The following is a 15,862-nucleotide window of genomic DNA, read 5'->3' on the forward strand; positions in this document are numbered from 1 at the left end:
CACCATGACGAATCCAACCGTCGCCGAGCTGATCGCCCGATCCAACCGACTGGGCTCCGACCCGAAGAACACCAACTACGCCGGAGGCAACACCTCGGCCAAGGGCTCCGAGGTGGACCCCGTGACCGGCGCACCCGTAGACCTGTTGTGGGTCAAGGGTTCCGGCGGTGACCTCGGCACCCTGACCGAGAACGGCCTGGCCGTCCTGCGGCTGGACCGCATGCGCGCGCTCGTCGACGTCTACCCCGGCGTCGAGCGCGAGGACGAAATGGTCGCGGCCTTCGACTACTGCCTGCACGGACGGGGTGGCGCGGCCCCGTCGATCGACACCGCGATGCACGGTCTGGTCGACGCGGCTCATGTCGACCACCTGCACCCCGACTCGGGCATCGCGTTGGCCACCTCCGCCGACGGCGAGGCGCTGACCAAGCAGATCTTCGGCGACCGCGTGGTGTGGATCCCCTGGCGCAGGCCAGGTTTCCAGCTGGGCCTCGACATCGCCGAGATCAAGGCGCACAACCCGCAGGCGATCGGCACCATCCTCGGTGGTCACGGCATCACCGCGTGGGGCGACACGTCGGCAGAGGCCGAGGCACGCTCCCTGGAGATCATCGACACGGTGCAGCGGTATCTGGACGCCAACGGTCGACCCCAGCCCTTCGGTTCGCCGGTGGACGGCTACGGAGCGCTGCCCGACGACGCGCGCCGCGCCAAGGCCGCCGAGCTGGCCCCGTTCATCCGCGGCCTCGCTTCGGCCGACAAGCCGCAGGTGGGTCATTTCACCGACGACCCGCGAGTGCTCGAATTCCTCTCCAGCAGTGAGCATCCCAGGTTGGCCGCGCTGGGCACCAGTTGTCCGGACCACTTCCTGCGCACCAAGGTCAAGCCGATGGTGCTCGACCTGCCCGCGGACGCGTCAGTGGACGACGCCAAGGCCAGGTTGACCGAACTGCACCAGCAGTACCGCGCCGACTACGCCGGCTATTACGAGCGGCACGCCTCGCCCGAGTCGCCCGCGATGCGCGGTGCCGACCCGGCGATCGTGCTGATTCCCGGCGTCGGAATGTTCAGCTACGGCAAGGACAAGCAGACCGCGCGCGTCGCGGGGGAGTTCTACCTCAACGCGATCAACGTGATGCGTGGTGCGGAGGCCATCTCGACCTACGCCCCCATCGACGAAGCGGAGAAGTTCCGCATCGAGTACTGGGCGCTCGAGGAGGCCAAGCTTGCGCGGATGCCCAAGCCGAAGCCGTTGGCAACCCGCATCGCACTGGTCACCGGCGCCGCCTCGGGCATCGGCAAGGCCATCGCCGAACGTCTGGCGGCCGAGGGTGCATGCGTCGTCATCGCCGATTTGGACGCCGAGAAGGCCAGTGCCGCAGCCGAACAGATCGGCACCACCGACGTGGCGATCGGGATCGCCGCGGACGTCACCGACGAGGCGGCCGTGCAGGCCGCAGTGGACGCGACCGTGCTGGCGTTCGGCGGGATCGACATCGTGGTCAACAACGCCGGCCTTTCGCTGTCGAAGTCGCTGCTGGAAACCACGGCGGCCGACTGGGACCTGCAGCACAACGTGATGGCCCGCGGCTCGTTCCTGGTCTCGAAGGCCGCGGCCCGCGCGTTGATCGACCAGAAGCTCGGCGGGGACATCATCTACATCTCGTCGAAGAATTCGGTGTTCGCCGGCCCCAACAACATCGCCTACTCGGCGACGAAGGCGGACCAGGCGCACCAGGTGCGGTTGCTGGCCGCAGAACTGGGCGAGCACGGCATCAAGGTCAACGGCATCAACCCCGACGGCGTCGTCCGTGGATCCGGCATCTTCGCGGGTGGCTGGGGCGCCAAGCGGGCCGCGGTCTACGGCGTGCCGGAGGAAGAGCTTGGCGCCTACTACGCTCAGCGCACTCTGCTGAAACGGGAAGTGCTGCCGGAGAACATCGCCAATGCGGCGTTCGCGCTGTGCACCTCGGACTTCTCGCATACGACCGGGTTGCACGTGCCGGTGGATGCGGGCGTGGCGGCGGCTTTCCTCCGATGAAGACCGGCCGGTTCGTCGCAGTCGACCTCGGTGCCACCAGCGGCCGGGTCATGCTGGCCGACGTCGGGCCCGGCACCCTTGAGATGCGCCAGATCAACCGGTTCGCCAACGACCCGGTCTACCTCTGGAACGGTCGGCGCACGGCGATGCACTGGGATCTGCCCGGTTTGTTCGGCAACGTGTGCACGGGTCTGGCCGAGGCGAGTCGCGTCGCACCCGACGTGACAAGCGTCGGGGTGGACTCGTGGGCGGTCGACTACGGCTTGCTGCGCGACGGCAAACTGCTTGGGCTGCCGTACAACTACCGCGACGCCCGGTGCGCACTCGGCGCCGACGCCGTGCACGAGACGCTGCCGCAGGAGCGCATCCACGCGCGCAACGGGCTGCAGTTCATGGCATTCAACACAATGTTCCAGTTGGCCGCCGACAGGCTCGAGGGTCTGCTCGACCTTGCCGACACCGCCCTTCTTGTGCCCGACCTGATCGGCTACTGGCTGACCGGGCGCGCCGCGACGGAGCGGACCAACGCCTCGACGACTGGGCTGCTCGGCGTCGACGGCACGTGGGACACCGAGCTGGAGTCGATGCTCGGCCTGCCGGGAGGTCTGTTCCCCCATCTTGCCGAGCCCGGTGCCGAGCTCGGGACCGTGCTGCCCGACCTTGCCGATCGGGTGGGGTTCGGCACCGGTCTTCGGGTGACCACCGTGGCCTCCCATGACACCGCCTCTGCCGTCGCCGCCATTCCAATGGACGCGGCGTCGGCGGCCTACGTCTCCTGCGGCACCTGGGCGCTGGTCGGGGTTGAGCTGGGCGCGCCGGTGATGAGTGCCGAAGCCAGGACCGCCAACTTCACCAACGAAGTGGGTGCCGACGGGCGAATCCGCTTCCTGCGCAACGTGATGGGTCTCTGGTTGCTCAGCGAATCGGTGCGGCACTGGGAGCGCGACGGCTCCCGCGTCGACCTGCCCGTGCTGCTGGAGCAGGCCGCGGCCTGCCCGCCGCCCGCCGAGGTCTTCGACGGAGACGACCCGCGGTTCGTCGAACCAGGGGACATGCCCGGTCGGATCGCGGCGTGGTACGGCGAACGCGGTCTGCCTGCGCCGGAGAGTCGCCCCGAGATGGCCCGCGCGATCGTCGAGAGTCTCGCCGCCGGGTTCGCAAGGGGCGTCGAACAGTCGGCCGCCCTGACCGGAGTGCCCGTCGAAACCGTCCATCTGGTCGGCGGCGGGGCGAGGAACCGGCTGCTGTGTCAGCTGGTCGCCAACCGGGTAAACAGACCGGTGGTCGCCGGCCCAGTAGAGGCCACCGCGATCGGCAACGTGCTGCTGCAGGCGCGTGCGCATGGCCTGCTGCGTGGTGACCTCGACGACCTACGTGCGACGATGGCCACCACGTTGCCCACGGAACGCTTCGAGCCTCGACGGGCTCCGGCAGGAAGGGTATGACGATGAGCGACTCGACGAACCACTTGACCAGGCGACGGTTGCCAAGCAGGCATGACCTGGCACCGCTGATGCAGTTCAAGAAGCCGGAGTTCGACGCCACCAAACGTCGGCTCGACAAGGCGCTGACCATCGAGGACCTGCGCCGCATCGCCAAGCGGCGCACCCCGCGGGCGGCGTTCGACTACACCGACGGCTCGGCCGAGGCCGAGCTGTCGATCGCCAGGGCGCGGCAGGCGTTCTCCGACGTCGAGTTCCACCCGGCCATTCTTCGGGACGTGTCGAAGGTGAGCACCGGCTGGGACGTGCTCGGCGCGCCGGTGGCGCTGCCGTTCGGGATCGCGCCCACCGGGTTCACCAGGATGATGCACACCGAGGGTGAAATCGCCGGTGCGCATGCCGCCGCCCGGGCGGGCATCCCGTTCTCCCTGTCGACGATGGGCACCACCGCCATCGAGGACGTCAAGGCCGCGAACCCGCTGGGGCGCAACTGGTTTCAGCTGTACATGTGGAAGGACCGCGACAAGTCGATGGCGTTGGTCGAGCGTGCGGTGGCCGCGGGCTACGACACGTTGCTGGTCACCGTCGACGTGCCCGTCGCCGGTGCTCGCTTGCGCGACAAGCGCAACGGCATGTCCATCCCGCCGGCGCTGACCCTGCGGACCGTCGCCAACGCGCTGCCGCGCCCGCAGTGGTGGATCGACTTCCTGACCACCGAGCCGCTGGCTTTCGCGTCGCTCGACCGGTGGTCGGGCACCGTCGCGGAGTTGCTGGACACGATGTTCGACCCCACGGTGACGTTCGAGGACCTCGCGTGGATCAAGTCGCAGTGGCCGGGCAAGTTCGTGGTCAAGGGCGTGCAAACTGTCGCCGACGCACGGGCCGTTGCCGACCTGGGCGTCGACGCGGTGCTGCTGTCCAATCACGGTGGCCGCCAACTCGACCGGGCGCCCATTCCGTTCCACCTGTTGCCCGAGGTGGTCCGCGAGGTGGGGAAGGACGTCGAGGTGCACCTGGACACCGGCATCATGTCGGGTGCCGACGTGGTGTCCGCGATCGCGATGGGCGCACGGTTCACGTTGATCGGGCGGGCCTACCTCTACGGGTTGATGGCGGGCGGCGAGGCGGGCGTCAACCGGGCCATCGAGATCCTGTCCGATCAGGTCGAGCGGACTATGCGCTTGCTGGGCGTGAACTCACTCGAGGAGCTCACCCCCGCCCACGTCACGCAGCTGGAGCGCCTGGCGCCGCGGCAACCGACGACGAGGGTCTAACCGCGGTGGCCGCCGGGATTCGTGACGTCGCCGCGGCGGCCTCGGTCTCCGTCGGCACGGTGTCCAACGTGCTCAACGCCCCGGAACGAGTTGCGCCAGCCACCGTCGCGCGGGTGCACGCCGCGATCGAGAAGTTGGGCTTCGTCCGCAACGACGCCGCTCGCCAATTGCGGGCCGGCCAGTCCCGGTGTGTGGGGCTGTTGGTCCTCGACGTCGGAAACCCGTTCTTCACAGACGTGGCGCGATCCGCGGAAAATCGTGCGGCACAACACAATTTGGTCGTACTGCTGGGAACCTCGGACGACGACCCCCGGCGTGAACGGAATTATCTGGACACGTTCGAGGAGCAACGCGTCTTCGGCCTGCTGATTTCACCGGTCGGAGAGGACCTCGACCGCCTGGTCGTGTTGCAGGGACGTGGTGTGCCCGTCGTGCTGGTGGACCGTGACGGCACGGGGACGCCATTCCCCTCGGTGGCGGTCGACGACGTCGCCGGTGGCCGGCTCGCGGCGCACCATCTGTGCGAGCGCGGACGCCGTCGCATCGCCTACGTCGGTGGGCCCCTCGGCCTGCGGCAGGTCGCCGACCGGCTGGCCGGCGCGCGGGCGGCGGTCGACGAATTTCCCGGCACGACACTGGAAGTGGTGCCCACCGACGAAGCCAGCGTGCTTGCAGGTCGCGCGGCGGGGGAGCGGTTGTGCGCCCGCCCGGCCGAGCAGCGACCCGATGCGATCTTCTGCGCCAACGACCTGTTGGCGATCGGGATGTTGCAGGCCTTGGCCGGCAGCGGAGTGAGCGTCCCCGGCGACGTCGCGCTGATTGGCTACGACGACATCGACTTCGCCCGGTCGGCGGCGGTGCCACTGTCGTCGATCCGCCAGCCCAGTGCGGACATCGGGGCCACGGCGCTCGACCTTCTGATGGCCTTCTCGGAGTCGCCGAAGGCCGAGCCCAACCACGTGATGTTCCGTCCGGAGCTGGTGGAGCGCGCCTCGACTACTTGATGGTGTAGCCGCCGTCGATGACGAGGTCCGCACCGTTGACCATGGCCGCGGCGTCGGAGGCCAAGTAGATTGCCGCAGCGGCGATCTCGTCGGGATAGGCGAAGCGCCCGGTGGGGATCAGCTTCTTGAGCGCGTCACCCTTCGGGTTGTCCCACGCCTTGATGCCGAGATCGGTCAGCACCACGGTCGGGGAGATGCTGTTGACCCGCACGCCACGGCCCGCCCATTCCGTGGCGAGCACCTTCGTGATGCCGAGGACGCCGAACTTCGACGCGCAGTAGGCGACGTGTTCCTCGATGGCGACGCTGGCGGCTTGGGATGCCATGTTGACGATTGCGCCACGGCCTGCGGCCAGCATGTGCCTGCCGACGACCTGACACATCAGGAAGGTGCCCTTGAGGTTGACGGCCATCGTCGAATCCCAGTCGACGAGTGAAATCTCTTCGGCGGGTGCGAGTCTCGCGATGCCGGCGCTGTTGACCAGGATGTCGATCTTGCCGTGGTCGGCGATGACGGCCGCCACGGTGCTCTCGACCGATTCGGGGTCTGAGACGTCGCAGGTGTATCCGCCGTCGGTGGCGAGATCCGCGACGGCGACAGTTGCGCCCTTGGTCGCGAAGGCCGCCGCGATGGCCGCCCCGATCCCGGATGCGCCGCCGGTAACCAGGGCCACCCGATCGGTCAGCCGGAAGTCGAAGTCCACGGTGGGTTCGGTTGCGTCGGGCATGTCTCTCATCTCTCCTCGTCAGTGGTGGTCATGATCAATTGAGAACTGCTGTGGCGATGTCGATGTCGGTGACCAACGAGGACACCAGGCCAGAGTTGAGGACGGCTTGGGTGGCGGCGGCCTTTTCCTTGCCGGCCGCGATGGCGATTCTGGTGGGGATCGCGCGCAACACCGCCTCGTCGATTCCCATCCGGCGCTCGTCGAGTCCAGGGACACGCTGGCCTTCCGCGTCCAAGAGCAGGGCGCAGGTCTCGGCACACACGCCTGCCGCGTCGAGAGCGGCGGTCTCGTCGGCGGTCAACGAGTCGTACACCTGGGAAGCACCCTCCGTCCAGGCGCCGACCGAGACGATGGCGCAGCTGACCGACGAATGGCGGGCGGTGGTCTCGCGGATCTGTGGAGTGTCGCCGAGACTCCGCGCGGTGCGGGCGTCGGTGACCACCAGCGGGGCGTACAGCGGCCAGGAGTCGCCACCGCTGACTTCGCTGACGCGCCGGACGAGGTCGGTGCCGTTGGAGGTGATGGGCCCGGCCATGCCCGTGAGTTGTACGACGTCGCAACGGGGTAACGACGTCAGGTACGGCGCGATGTGGGTCAGGGTGCGGCCGCAGTCGACGCCGACGACGTCTCCGTCGCGGAGGATCGACTGCAACAGTTCGGCCATCGCCTTCGCGACGGCGTCGACGTGATCGGCGGCGTTGGTCGAGTCCGCGGAGACGGCGTAGGCGTGCTCGAGTCCGTATTGGCGTTGCAGGGCCGTCGACAGTTCGACGTCGACGGCACCGGGGTTGTGAATCTTGATCTCCACCATGCCGGACTCGAGTGCCTCGTCGAGCATTCTGGCGACCTTGAAGCGGGACAGCCCGAACTCCTCGGCGATCTGAATTCTCGTGCGGCCCTCCAGGTAATAGCGACGGGCGATGACCGCGCGCTGGAACAGCTCGTCGGGCCCCATGGGTCGCCTCCCGTGACTCCTGAGCCGCTAGGCTCACCCCGTCTTGCACATATGTGCAGAGACATTGACATGTGAGCATACGCATTGCATGATCCACATCACACAGGAATCTCACTAGCGGCGGGGTTGAACAGTTGAGCAGCGACGAAGGCCTCGACAACGAAGGCCTGGCCGACAGTGCTTTTAAGGACGAAGGCCTGGCTGACCTCGCCGGTGAGGTGCTGTCCCGAGAGTCCGCCGCGATTGCGGCGCTCGTCGGAACGGTCGAGTCCAGCATCGTCACCGTCGCCCACCAGATGATCGCCGTCGCAGGCAAAGTCGTCACCACCGGCTCCGGCACCTCGGGCATCATGGCCGAACGCCTCGCTCACCTGCTCTCGGTCTGCGGCACACCCGCGGTGTACCTGCCCTCGATGGATGCGCTACACGGCGGGATGGGCGCGATCACGCCGTCGGATCTCGTCGTCGCGATCTCGAAGACGGGCCAAAGCAACGAGCTCACCAGCCTCGTCGAGCGTCTCGGTCGTCGCGGCATCCACGTCGTCGCCGTCACCGAGAGCCCCGACTCACCCTTCGCGACGGCGGCGAGCAGCGTCGCCGCGCTGCCGCCGACGCCGTCCGACGCCGATCCCGGCGACATGATCGCGATGGCGAGCACCCTCGCCGTCGGCGCATGGAGTGACGCGGTGGCCGTCGTGACCATGTCGATGCGCGGTCACACCCTCCGCGACGTCGTCGACGGTCATCCGGCCGGTGGCGTCGGTGCCCGTGGCCACCGTTCCGGCGACGAGTCGGCACCGGTGGTGCGCGGCGCATGACCACACCGGCGGTAATGGGCGTCGACTCGTCGACGCAATCGTGCAAGGTCGAGATCCGTGACCTGGCCTCGGGGAAGATCCTCGGGTCGGGCGCCGCCCCGCACCCGCCCGCCTTTCCTCCGTGCAGTGAGCAGCATCCACGTGACTGGGTCGCCGCGCTGGTCGCCGCCGCGAACCAGGCCATGGCCGCGTGCGCCGAGCGGGCCGACATCCGGGCGATTTCCGTTGCGGCGCAATGCCACGGCCTGGTGCTGCTCGACGCGCAGGGCGAGGTGCTCCGCGCCGCCAAGCTGTGGAACGACACGACCGGGGCGCCCAACCTCGCGCGCCTCGTCGAGCGCATCGGTGCCCGCCACTGGGTCATGCGGATCGGCACGTTGCCGACCGCCGCCTTCACCATCGCCAAGCTGGCGTGGGTCGCCGAGCACGAGCCAGGGCTGCTGGACCGGGTCGACACCATGCTCCTGCCGCACGACTACCTGACGTTCTGGTTGACCGGGGAAAAGGTGACCGATCGCTCGGAGGCGTCCGGCACCGGGTACTTCGACGCCGTTGAGGGACAGTGGATTCCGTCCTACCTCGAGGTGGCGGCCGGGCCGAGGGACTGGGCCGCCAAACTGCCGACCGTGCTCGGACCCACCGATGCGGCGGGCCGGGTGTTGCCCGCCAGGGCGGCTCTGCTCGGTATCGGGGACGACGTGGTGGTCGGGCCGGGCGGTGGCGACCAGCATGCGGCCTACCTCGGGCTGGGCCTGACCGACGGAGACCAGTACTTCAGCATCGGCACCTCGGGCGTGGTGGCGACGTCCTCGCGGGGTCCGGTCTTCGACACGACCGGTGCCGTCGACGGTGTCGCGGACATGACGGGCGGGTATCTGCCGTTGATGAGCACCCTCAACGCCGCCCGGGTCGTCGACCGCGCGGCGGTGCTGCTCGGCACCGACCTGGCCGGGATCTCCGCGCTCGCACTGGCGGCGGGGCCGACCCAGGGTCCCGTGCTGGTGCCGTTCCTGGACGGGGAACGCACCCCGGACCGGCCCGACGCCCGCGGCGCCATCGCCGACCTCACGTCGGTCAGCACCCGCGAGGAACTGGCGCGCGCCTTCGTCGAAGGTCCGCTGCTGTCACTCATGTCCGGCCGCGACAGTCTGCTCGCATGCGGTGTCGAAATGACCGGTGCCGCAACGGCAGTCGGTGGGGGAGCCCGCTCACCCGCGACGCTGCAACTGCTGGCCGATCTGCTCGGCGACGAGGTCACGGTGCCCGACGTCGACGAAGCGACCGCGCGGGGCGCCTGCATCCAGGCCGCTGCGGTGGCCTCCCATGCCGACCGGGCCGGGCTCGTCGACCTGGCCAAGCGGTGGCTGCCCGATGCCAGGACCCGCGTGGAACCACGTTCGCAGGGCAGGGATCTTCCCGCCCTGAGGGCGCGATGGGCGTCGCTCGCGGCGTCGCCGCTACTGGACGGAGGCGATCGATGATCGCATTGGCACCATGGCATCGCGACTTTCCCGGTCTGCTCGCAGGTTCGGTGTACTCCGCGACGGACGCTCGCGTCGCCGCCGCGCTCACGTTGGCCGACACGGGGCTCGACGTCCACGTCGACGTCATGGCGGTGTCGGAGGGCTTGCCCGCCGGTGTGAGTCTGGCTGAGCTGCAGATGATCTCGACGGCCGTCGACCGCCAGAAGATCGGCGTCCACCTGATCGGCTCGGCCGACTTCGTCGACGCCGTGCTCCCGAAGATCCTGGCTCTCCACCCCGGTGCGGTGTTCCTGCCGTGGCAGGCCTTCACGTCCGAGCGGGCGCACGCCATCCGCGCCGCCGGTGGCTCGGCGTGGATCGCGGTGTGGCGGGAATGGGACGGGCTCGCCGATCCGCAATGGCCCGCCGAACCCGACGGTGTCCTGGTGATGCTCATCGAACCCGGTACCAAGGACCGCTGCGGACTCGAGCGACTGAGCCTCGTCACCGCCTGCACCACCAGATTCGAACTACCCGTTGCCGTCGACGGCGGGGTCACCGAGGAGATCGCGCCCTTGTGCGCAGCAGCCGGTGTTCAGCAGATAGTCGTCGGCCGGGCCCTCTTGACCTCCGAACGAAGGGAAGCAATATGACCGAGACCATTTCCGACACGATGCGCGCGAGTGTGATGACCGGCGTCGGAACGCTGAAGATCGAGGACCGGCCCGTCCCGACGCCGGGGGCCCACGAGGTCCTGGTTGAGGTGGCCGCCGTCGGCGTCTGTGGCTCCGACGTGCACTACTACCGCCACGGCCGCATCGGCGACTTCGTCGTCGAGGACCCGATGATCCTCGGGCACGAACTGGCGGGCCGCATCGCCGCCGTCGGCGACCAGGTCGACCCGACGCGGGTTGGACAGCGCGTGGCCGTCGAGCCGCAGCACCCGTGCCGCCGGTGCAAGCAGTGCATGGCGGGTCGCTACAACCTGTGCCCGTACATGGAGTTCTACGCCACCCCGCCGATCGACGGCGCGTTCTGCCGCTACGTCGTCATCGACGCCGAATTCGCCCACCCGGTACCCGATTCCATGTCCGACGAGGCCGCCGCCCTGCTGGAGCCGCTGTCGGTCGCCGTGACCACGATGCGCAAGGCTCACGTCGCGCCGGGCACCTCGGTGCTCATCGCCGGTGCCGGACCGATCGGCGTGATCTGCGCGCAGGCCGCGCGCGCCTTCGGTGCCTCCCGCGTCGTCGTGTCGGACCCGCTCGAATCGCGGCGCGAGGCCGTGCTGCGCTTCGGGGCAACCGAGGTCCTCGATCCGATGGTCGACGACGTCGCCGCACTCGATCCTCAGGTCGACGTGTTCATCGACGCTAGTGGCGCCGCTCCGGCGGTCACCAGCGGCATCAAGGCCGTCGGCCCGGCCGGCTACGTCGTGCTGGTCGGGATGGGCTCCGGCGACTACCCGTTGCCCATCGGCCACATCCAGAACATGGAGATCAACGTGACCGGGGTGTTCCGCTACACCGACACCTGGCCTGCGGCAATCCATTTGGTGGCGTCCGGCGCCGTCGACCTCGACGGGATGGTGACCGGCAGGTACGACCTGGAACACGTCGGCGAGGCCCTCGACAGCGACACAGATCCCGCCAGCCTCAAGTCGATCGTGGTGCCATCATGACGAGTTCGGAAGCGACCAAGCGCTCTCCATTCGACCTGACCGGCCGCACCGCGCTGGTCACCGGCGGCAACCAGGGACTCGGGCGGGCGTTCGCGTTCGGTTTGGCCGAAGCGGGCGCCACCGTGGCCATCGCGGGCCGCAGCGCCGAGCGCAACGCGACGGTCGTGGCGGAGGCGGCGGCCGAGGGGCACACGATGCACCCGATCACCGCCGACATCACCAAGGCCGACGACGTCGCCAGGATGACCGCCGAGGCCGTCGAGGCGCTCGGACACGTCGACGTCCTGGTCAACAACGCGGGCACCTGCTATCACGCCGACTCCTGGGACGTCACCGAACAGCAGTGGGACGACGTGTTCGACCTGAACGTCAAGGCGCTGTGGGCCTGTTCGCTGGCAGTCGGCGCCCACATGCGTGAGCGTGGATCGGGTTCGGTGGTCAACATCGGGTCGATGTCCGGCCTGATCGTCAACCGGCCGCAGATGCAGCCGGCGTACAACGCGTCGAAGGCGGCGGTGCACCACCTCACCAAATCGCTTGCCGCCGAATGGGGTCCGCTGGGCATCCGCGTCAACGCCGTGGCTCCCGGCTACTGCAAGACGGAGATGGCACCGGTCGACCGACCCGACCTCAAGCGGTACTGGATCGACGACGCACCTCAGCAGCGCTACGCGATGCCCGAGGAGATCGCTCCGAGCGTGGTCTTCCTCGCCAGCGACGCCGCGTCGTTCATCACGGGATCGGTTCTCGTCGCCGACGGCGGGTACACCGCATGGTGAGCCCGGCTGCCCCCGGGGCAAATCGCCGCGTCGTCGTCAACGCGATCGACGACATCGTCTTCGAGACGGTGCCCGAGGCCGGTCCCGAGGCTGGCGAGGTCCGCATCCGCGGCACCGTCGTCGGCATCTGCGGATCGGATACGCACGCGGCGTGCGGTCATCACCCGTTCATCGACCTGCCGTACCGCCCCGGGCACGAGGTGATCGGCGTCGTCGACGCCGTGGGTGCCGGAGTGGACGACTCCTGGGTCGGGACCCGCGTCGTCGTGGAGCCCAACCTCGCCTGCGGGCACTGCACGCAGTGCCGGGCAGGCCGATACAACATCTGCCAGGAACTGCTGGTGCTCGGCTGTCAGACCCCCGGCGGCCTGGCCGACAGCTTCACCGTCGCCGTCGACCGGGTCATCGCACTGGACCCCGCGCTCGACGACGACCACGCAATCCTCATCGAGCCGCTGGCCACCCCGGTGCACGCCGTCCGCCGCGCCGCCGAGACGGTCGGCGATCTGCGGGATCGCCCCGTCGTGGTGATCGGGGCAGGCCCGATTGGTCTGTTCGTGCTGCTGGCACTGCGCGACGCCGGGGCCAAGGTCGTGGTCGCCGACCTGCTGGACTCCAAGCGAGAGCGAGCCGAACGGCTTGGTGCGGCAGGCACTTTCGACCCCACCGCACCCGATGCGGTCACCTCGGCGCTGGCCCTGCTCGGTGGTCCCGCCGCCGTCGTGGTCGACTGCGTGGCCAGGGAGAGCTCGGTGGCCCAGGCGATCGAGCTGGTCGACAAGGGTGGCGCCGTGATGGTCGTCGGCGTCGCGGCCGGTGCCGTCCCGGTTCGCTTGGACCTGATCCAGGATCGCGAGATTGCCCTGATCGGCAGTCTGATGTACGTCCGCGAGGACTACACCGCCGCGATGGACCTGCTGTCCTCGGGTGCCGTTCCCGTCGACGAGATCATCACGGCTCGCTACGACTTCGAACACTCCGCGGAGGCGTTCGGGGCGTCGATGGACCCTGAGAATGTGAAGGTACTGGTGAGCATTGGTGGGGCGAGCGAAGCGACGGGAAGTGTGAGATGAGCTCGGCGATCCTCGAATGTGCCGACATCACCAAGAGTTTCGGCGGTGTCCCGGTGCTCAAGGGCATCACCCTGAACCTCGAGCCGGGGACGGTCACCGCGCTGGCCGGCGAGAACGGTGCAGGCAAGTCGACGCTGATGAAGATCGTCAGCGGGCAGTACAGCGCCGACGGGGGAACGGTCACGGTGTCGGGCACCCACCTGACACCCGGCAACCCGCGCGATGCGGTTCGCCACGGCGTGGCGATCGTGCCGCAGGAGCTGGCGTCCATCGAGGACATGACGGTTTACGAAAACCTCTTCGTGGGACGGGAAATCAAGACTGGGCCGTTCCTGAACCGCAAGGCGATGATCGGTGAGGCGAAGGAAGCCCTTGCGGTGTTCGGCGTGGACATCTCGCCGACCGCCCGGATGGGCAGCCTGCCCGTCGGTCTCCGGCAGATCGTGGAGATCGTCAAGGCAGCCCGGACTGGCGCTCAAGTCGTCATGCTCGACGAGCCCACCTCTGCCATCTCCGAGCGTGAGGTCGAGGGGCTCTACGGCATCGTCCGGCGGCTGCGTGAACACGGCGTAGCGATGGTCTACACCACCCACAAGATGGCCGAAATTCGTGCGATCGCCGACCGCGTGGTGGTCCTTCGCGACGGCGGGCTGATCCTCGACGAGCCGCTCGCCGAGGTCACCGACGACGACATCGTGACCGCGATGATCGGCCGAGAACTCAACGGGTTGTTCCCCGATCGGGTGGCGCCCAAGTCCGACGCCGTGCTCGAGGTGCGCGACCTGCAGGTCGACGGCGCCTCGGAACCCGTGTCGTTCACGGTCGGCTCCGGCGAGATCGTCGGACTGGCCGGGCTGGTCGGCGCGGGCCGAACGGAGCTGCTGGAGGCCATCTTCGGCGCCAGGCACACCAGCTCCGGTGAGATCGTCGTGCGGGGCAACACGGTCAAGCGCAACGCGCCGGCGGCCGCCATCACCGCGGGCATGGCAATGGTGCCCGAGGACCGCAAGATCTCCGGGGTCGTGCTGTCGATGAGCGTGCTCGACAACGGATCGCTGCCGCGACTGTCGTCGTTCAGCGTTGCGGGCTGGCTGAAGGGCAAGTCCCGCACCACGGCCGTCTCCGACGTGATGAAGTCCGTGCGCCTGCGCAGCAGCGGAATGGGCCAGCTCGTCGGAACGCTCTCGGGCGGCAACCAGCAGAAGGTCGTGCTGGCCCGCTGGTTGACCGGCGACGTCAACGTGCTGCTGCTCGACGAGCCGACCCGCGGGGTCGACGTCGGTGCGCGCAGCGAGATCTACCGCATCATCACCGAATTCGCCGAAGCCGGCATGGCGGTGCTGATGGCGTCGTCGGACATGCCGGAGATCATCGGGCTGTCCCACCGCGCCTTCGTCATGCGCGACGGCACCTTCGTCGGCGAGCTCGACCGCGACGCCCTCGACCATCCGGCGGTGCAGGAATCCGTGTTCCGGATGGCGACTGCACTCGACGGCCCCAAACACGTCCAACATCCCGACCCGGAGGAACAATCGTGACCACCCCAGTCGACACCACGACGCCGGAGCCATCCGGTAGTACGCCGGTCGTCACGTCGCCGATCACGGGGGAGCCCGTGCGGCTGTTCTCCCGCGAGTGGATCGGCGGCATCGCGCTTCGCTACTCGATGGTCATCATCATGCTGTTGGTGATCGCCTACTTCAGCTACCGCAGTGCACGTTTCGGCACCGTCGACAACCTGCTGACCATCCTGGTGGCGGCCGCGCCGTTCGCCCTCATCGCTCTGGGTCAGACGCTGGTGGTGCTCACCGGCGGCATCGACCTGTCGGTGGGCTCGGTGATCGCGGTGTCGGCCATGGCGGGTGCGGCAACCGCGAAGGCCAACCCCGGTCAGGTGTGGATGACCGTCGCCGTGGCGATGGTCGTCGGCCTTGCGGTCGGTTCCATCAACGGAATCCTGGTGTCCCGAATAAACGTTCCACCGTTCATCGCGACGTTGGGCACGTTGACCGCGGGCTCGGGTCTTGCCTACGTGATCGGTGGCGGTGCCCCGATCAACGGCCTGCCCGCCGAATTCGGTTCCATCGCCAACACGAAGATCTTCGGTCTGACCATCCCCGTCGTCGTCATGATCCTGGGCATCATCGTGCTGGCGATCGTGATGAAGCGGACCACCTACGGCATGCGCGTCTACGCCGTCGGCGGCAACCGCAACGCCGCAGAAATCGCCGGCATCAACGCCAAGAACGTGTTGTTCAGCGTCTACGCACTGTCGGGTCTGCTGGCCGGAATCTCCGGGGTGATGCTGTCGTCCCGCGTCATCTCCGGGCCTCCGAACCTGGGGCAGGGCTACGAGCTCGACGCCATCGCCGCGGTGGTGATCGGCGGCGCCAGCCTGATGGGTGGCCGCGGCACCATCTGGGGAACGGTGCTGGGCCTCTTCATCATTCAGACGCTGAACAACGGCTTGGACATCCTCGTCGTGCCCGCCTACTGGCAGGACGTGATCAAGGGTGTGCTGATCGTCGCAGCGGTCGCGGTCGACGTGTGGTCGACCCGGCGAAGAACATGATCCCTTGTCCACGACCACGATTTCACATCAACG

The 15,862-nt window shown here is 68.4% G+C and carries 14 protein-coding genes; 12 read left to right on the plus strand and 2 right to left on the minus strand.

What is annotated here, in order from left to right; genetic code table 11:
- The first annotated feature begins 4 nt into the window (after positions 1 to 4).
- From ASD37_RS00725 to ASD37_RS00740, 4 genes are read left to right on the plus strand one after another with little or no spacing between them, the layout of a single operon-like run.
- The gene (locus tag ASD37_RS00725) at positions 5 to 2,041 is read left to right on the plus strand and encodes a bifunctional rhamnulose-1-phosphate aldolase/short-chain dehydrogenase (RefSeq protein ID WP_056549569.1); all 2,037 of its coding nucleotides are present in this window, start codon (positions 5 to 7) and stop codon (positions 2,039 to 2,041) included.
- On the plus strand, positions 2,038 to 3,486 hold the full coding sequence (locus ASD37_RS00730) for a rhamnulokinase family protein (RefSeq protein ID WP_056546640.1): 1,449 nt from the start codon (positions 2,038 to 2,040) through the stop codon (positions 3,484 to 3,486). Before ASD37_RS00725 ends, ASD37_RS00730 begins: the two co-directional genes overlap by 4 nt.
- Positions 3,487 to 3,488: 2 nt before the next feature.
- Positions 3,489 to 4,757, plus strand: coding sequence for an alpha-hydroxy acid oxidase (locus ASD37_RS00735; RefSeq protein WP_162253207.1), 1,269 nt, complete (start codon positions 3,489 to 3,491; stop codon positions 4,755 to 4,757).
- 5 nt (positions 4,758 to 4,762) lie between these two features.
- Complete coding sequence (locus tag ASD37_RS00740; protein WP_162253208.1) at positions 4,763 to 5,761, plus strand: LacI family DNA-binding transcriptional regulator; 999 nt, start codon at positions 4,763 to 4,765, stop codon at positions 5,759 to 5,761.
- On the opposite strand, the gene ASD37_RS00745 is transcribed toward ASD37_RS00740, so the two are convergent.
- Positions 5,754 to 6,488, minus strand: a complete 735-nt coding sequence (locus tag ASD37_RS00745) for a GolD/DthD family dehydrogenase (RefSeq protein WP_056546643.1) — start codon at positions 6,486 to 6,488, stop codon at positions 5,754 to 5,756. The genes ASD37_RS00740 and ASD37_RS00745 overlap by 8 nt on opposite strands.
- Before the next feature lie 34 nt (positions 6,489 to 6,522).
- A complete protein-coding gene (locus ASD37_RS00750) occupies positions 6,523 to 7,443 on the minus strand; it encodes a sugar-binding transcriptional regulator (RefSeq protein ID WP_056546647.1) in 921 nt (306 codons plus the stop codon).
- Between the two features lie 134 nt (positions 7,444 to 7,577).
- On the opposite strand from ASD37_RS00750, the gene ASD37_RS00755 reads away from it, so the two are divergent.
- From ASD37_RS00755 to ASD37_RS00790, 8 genes are read left to right on the plus strand one after another with little or no spacing between them, the layout of a single operon-like run.
- The gene (locus tag ASD37_RS00755; protein WP_235567933.1) at positions 7,578 to 8,261 is read left to right on the plus strand and encodes an SIS domain-containing protein; all 684 of its coding nucleotides are present in this window, start codon (positions 7,578 to 7,580) and stop codon (positions 8,259 to 8,261) included.
- Complete coding sequence (gene xylB, locus ASD37_RS00760) at positions 8,258 to 9,742, plus strand: xylulokinase (protein ID WP_056546649.1); 1,485 nt, start codon at positions 8,258 to 8,260, stop codon at positions 9,740 to 9,742. Before ASD37_RS00755 ends, xylB begins: the two co-directional genes overlap by 4 nt.
- Positions 9,739 to 10,377, plus strand: a complete 639-nt coding sequence (locus ASD37_RS00765) for a ribulose phosphate epimerase (RefSeq protein ID WP_056546652.1) — start codon at positions 9,739 to 9,741, stop codon at positions 10,375 to 10,377. Before xylB ends, ASD37_RS00765 begins: the two co-directional genes overlap by 4 nt.
- Positions 10,374 to 11,405 carry an NAD(P)-dependent alcohol dehydrogenase gene (locus ASD37_RS00770; protein ID WP_056546655.1) on the plus strand — a complete coding sequence of 344 codons (1,032 nt, stop codon included), beginning with the start codon at positions 10,374 to 10,376 and terminating at the stop codon, positions 11,403 to 11,405. Before ASD37_RS00765 ends, ASD37_RS00770 begins: the two co-directional genes overlap by 4 nt.
- Entirely contained in the window at positions 11,402 to 12,184 is a 783-nt protein-coding gene (locus ASD37_RS00775) for an SDR family NAD(P)-dependent oxidoreductase (RefSeq protein WP_056546658.1), read from the plus strand. Before ASD37_RS00770 ends, ASD37_RS00775 begins: the two co-directional genes overlap by 4 nt.
- On the plus strand, positions 12,178 to 13,257 hold the full coding sequence (locus ASD37_RS00780) for a zinc-binding dehydrogenase (RefSeq protein WP_056546661.1): 1,080 nt from the start codon (positions 12,178 to 12,180) through the stop codon (positions 13,255 to 13,257). Before ASD37_RS00775 ends, ASD37_RS00780 begins: the two co-directional genes overlap by 7 nt.
- Entirely contained in the window at positions 13,254 to 14,795 is a 1,542-nt protein-coding gene (locus ASD37_RS00785; RefSeq protein WP_056546663.1) for a sugar ABC transporter ATP-binding protein, read from the plus strand. The genes ASD37_RS00780 and ASD37_RS00785 overlap by 4 nt, the downstream gene beginning before the upstream one ends.
- Positions 14,792 to 15,829, plus strand: a complete 1,038-nt coding sequence (locus ASD37_RS00790; RefSeq protein ID WP_056546666.1) for an ABC transporter permease — start codon at positions 14,792 to 14,794, stop codon at positions 15,827 to 15,829. Before ASD37_RS00785 ends, ASD37_RS00790 begins: the two co-directional genes overlap by 4 nt.
- Positions 15,830 to 15,862: the final 33 nt, after the last annotated feature.

This window comes from Mycobacterium sp. Root135 (assembly GCF_001426545.1).
GTDB lineage: Bacteria > Actinomycetota > Actinomycetes > Mycobacteriales > Mycobacteriaceae > Mycobacterium.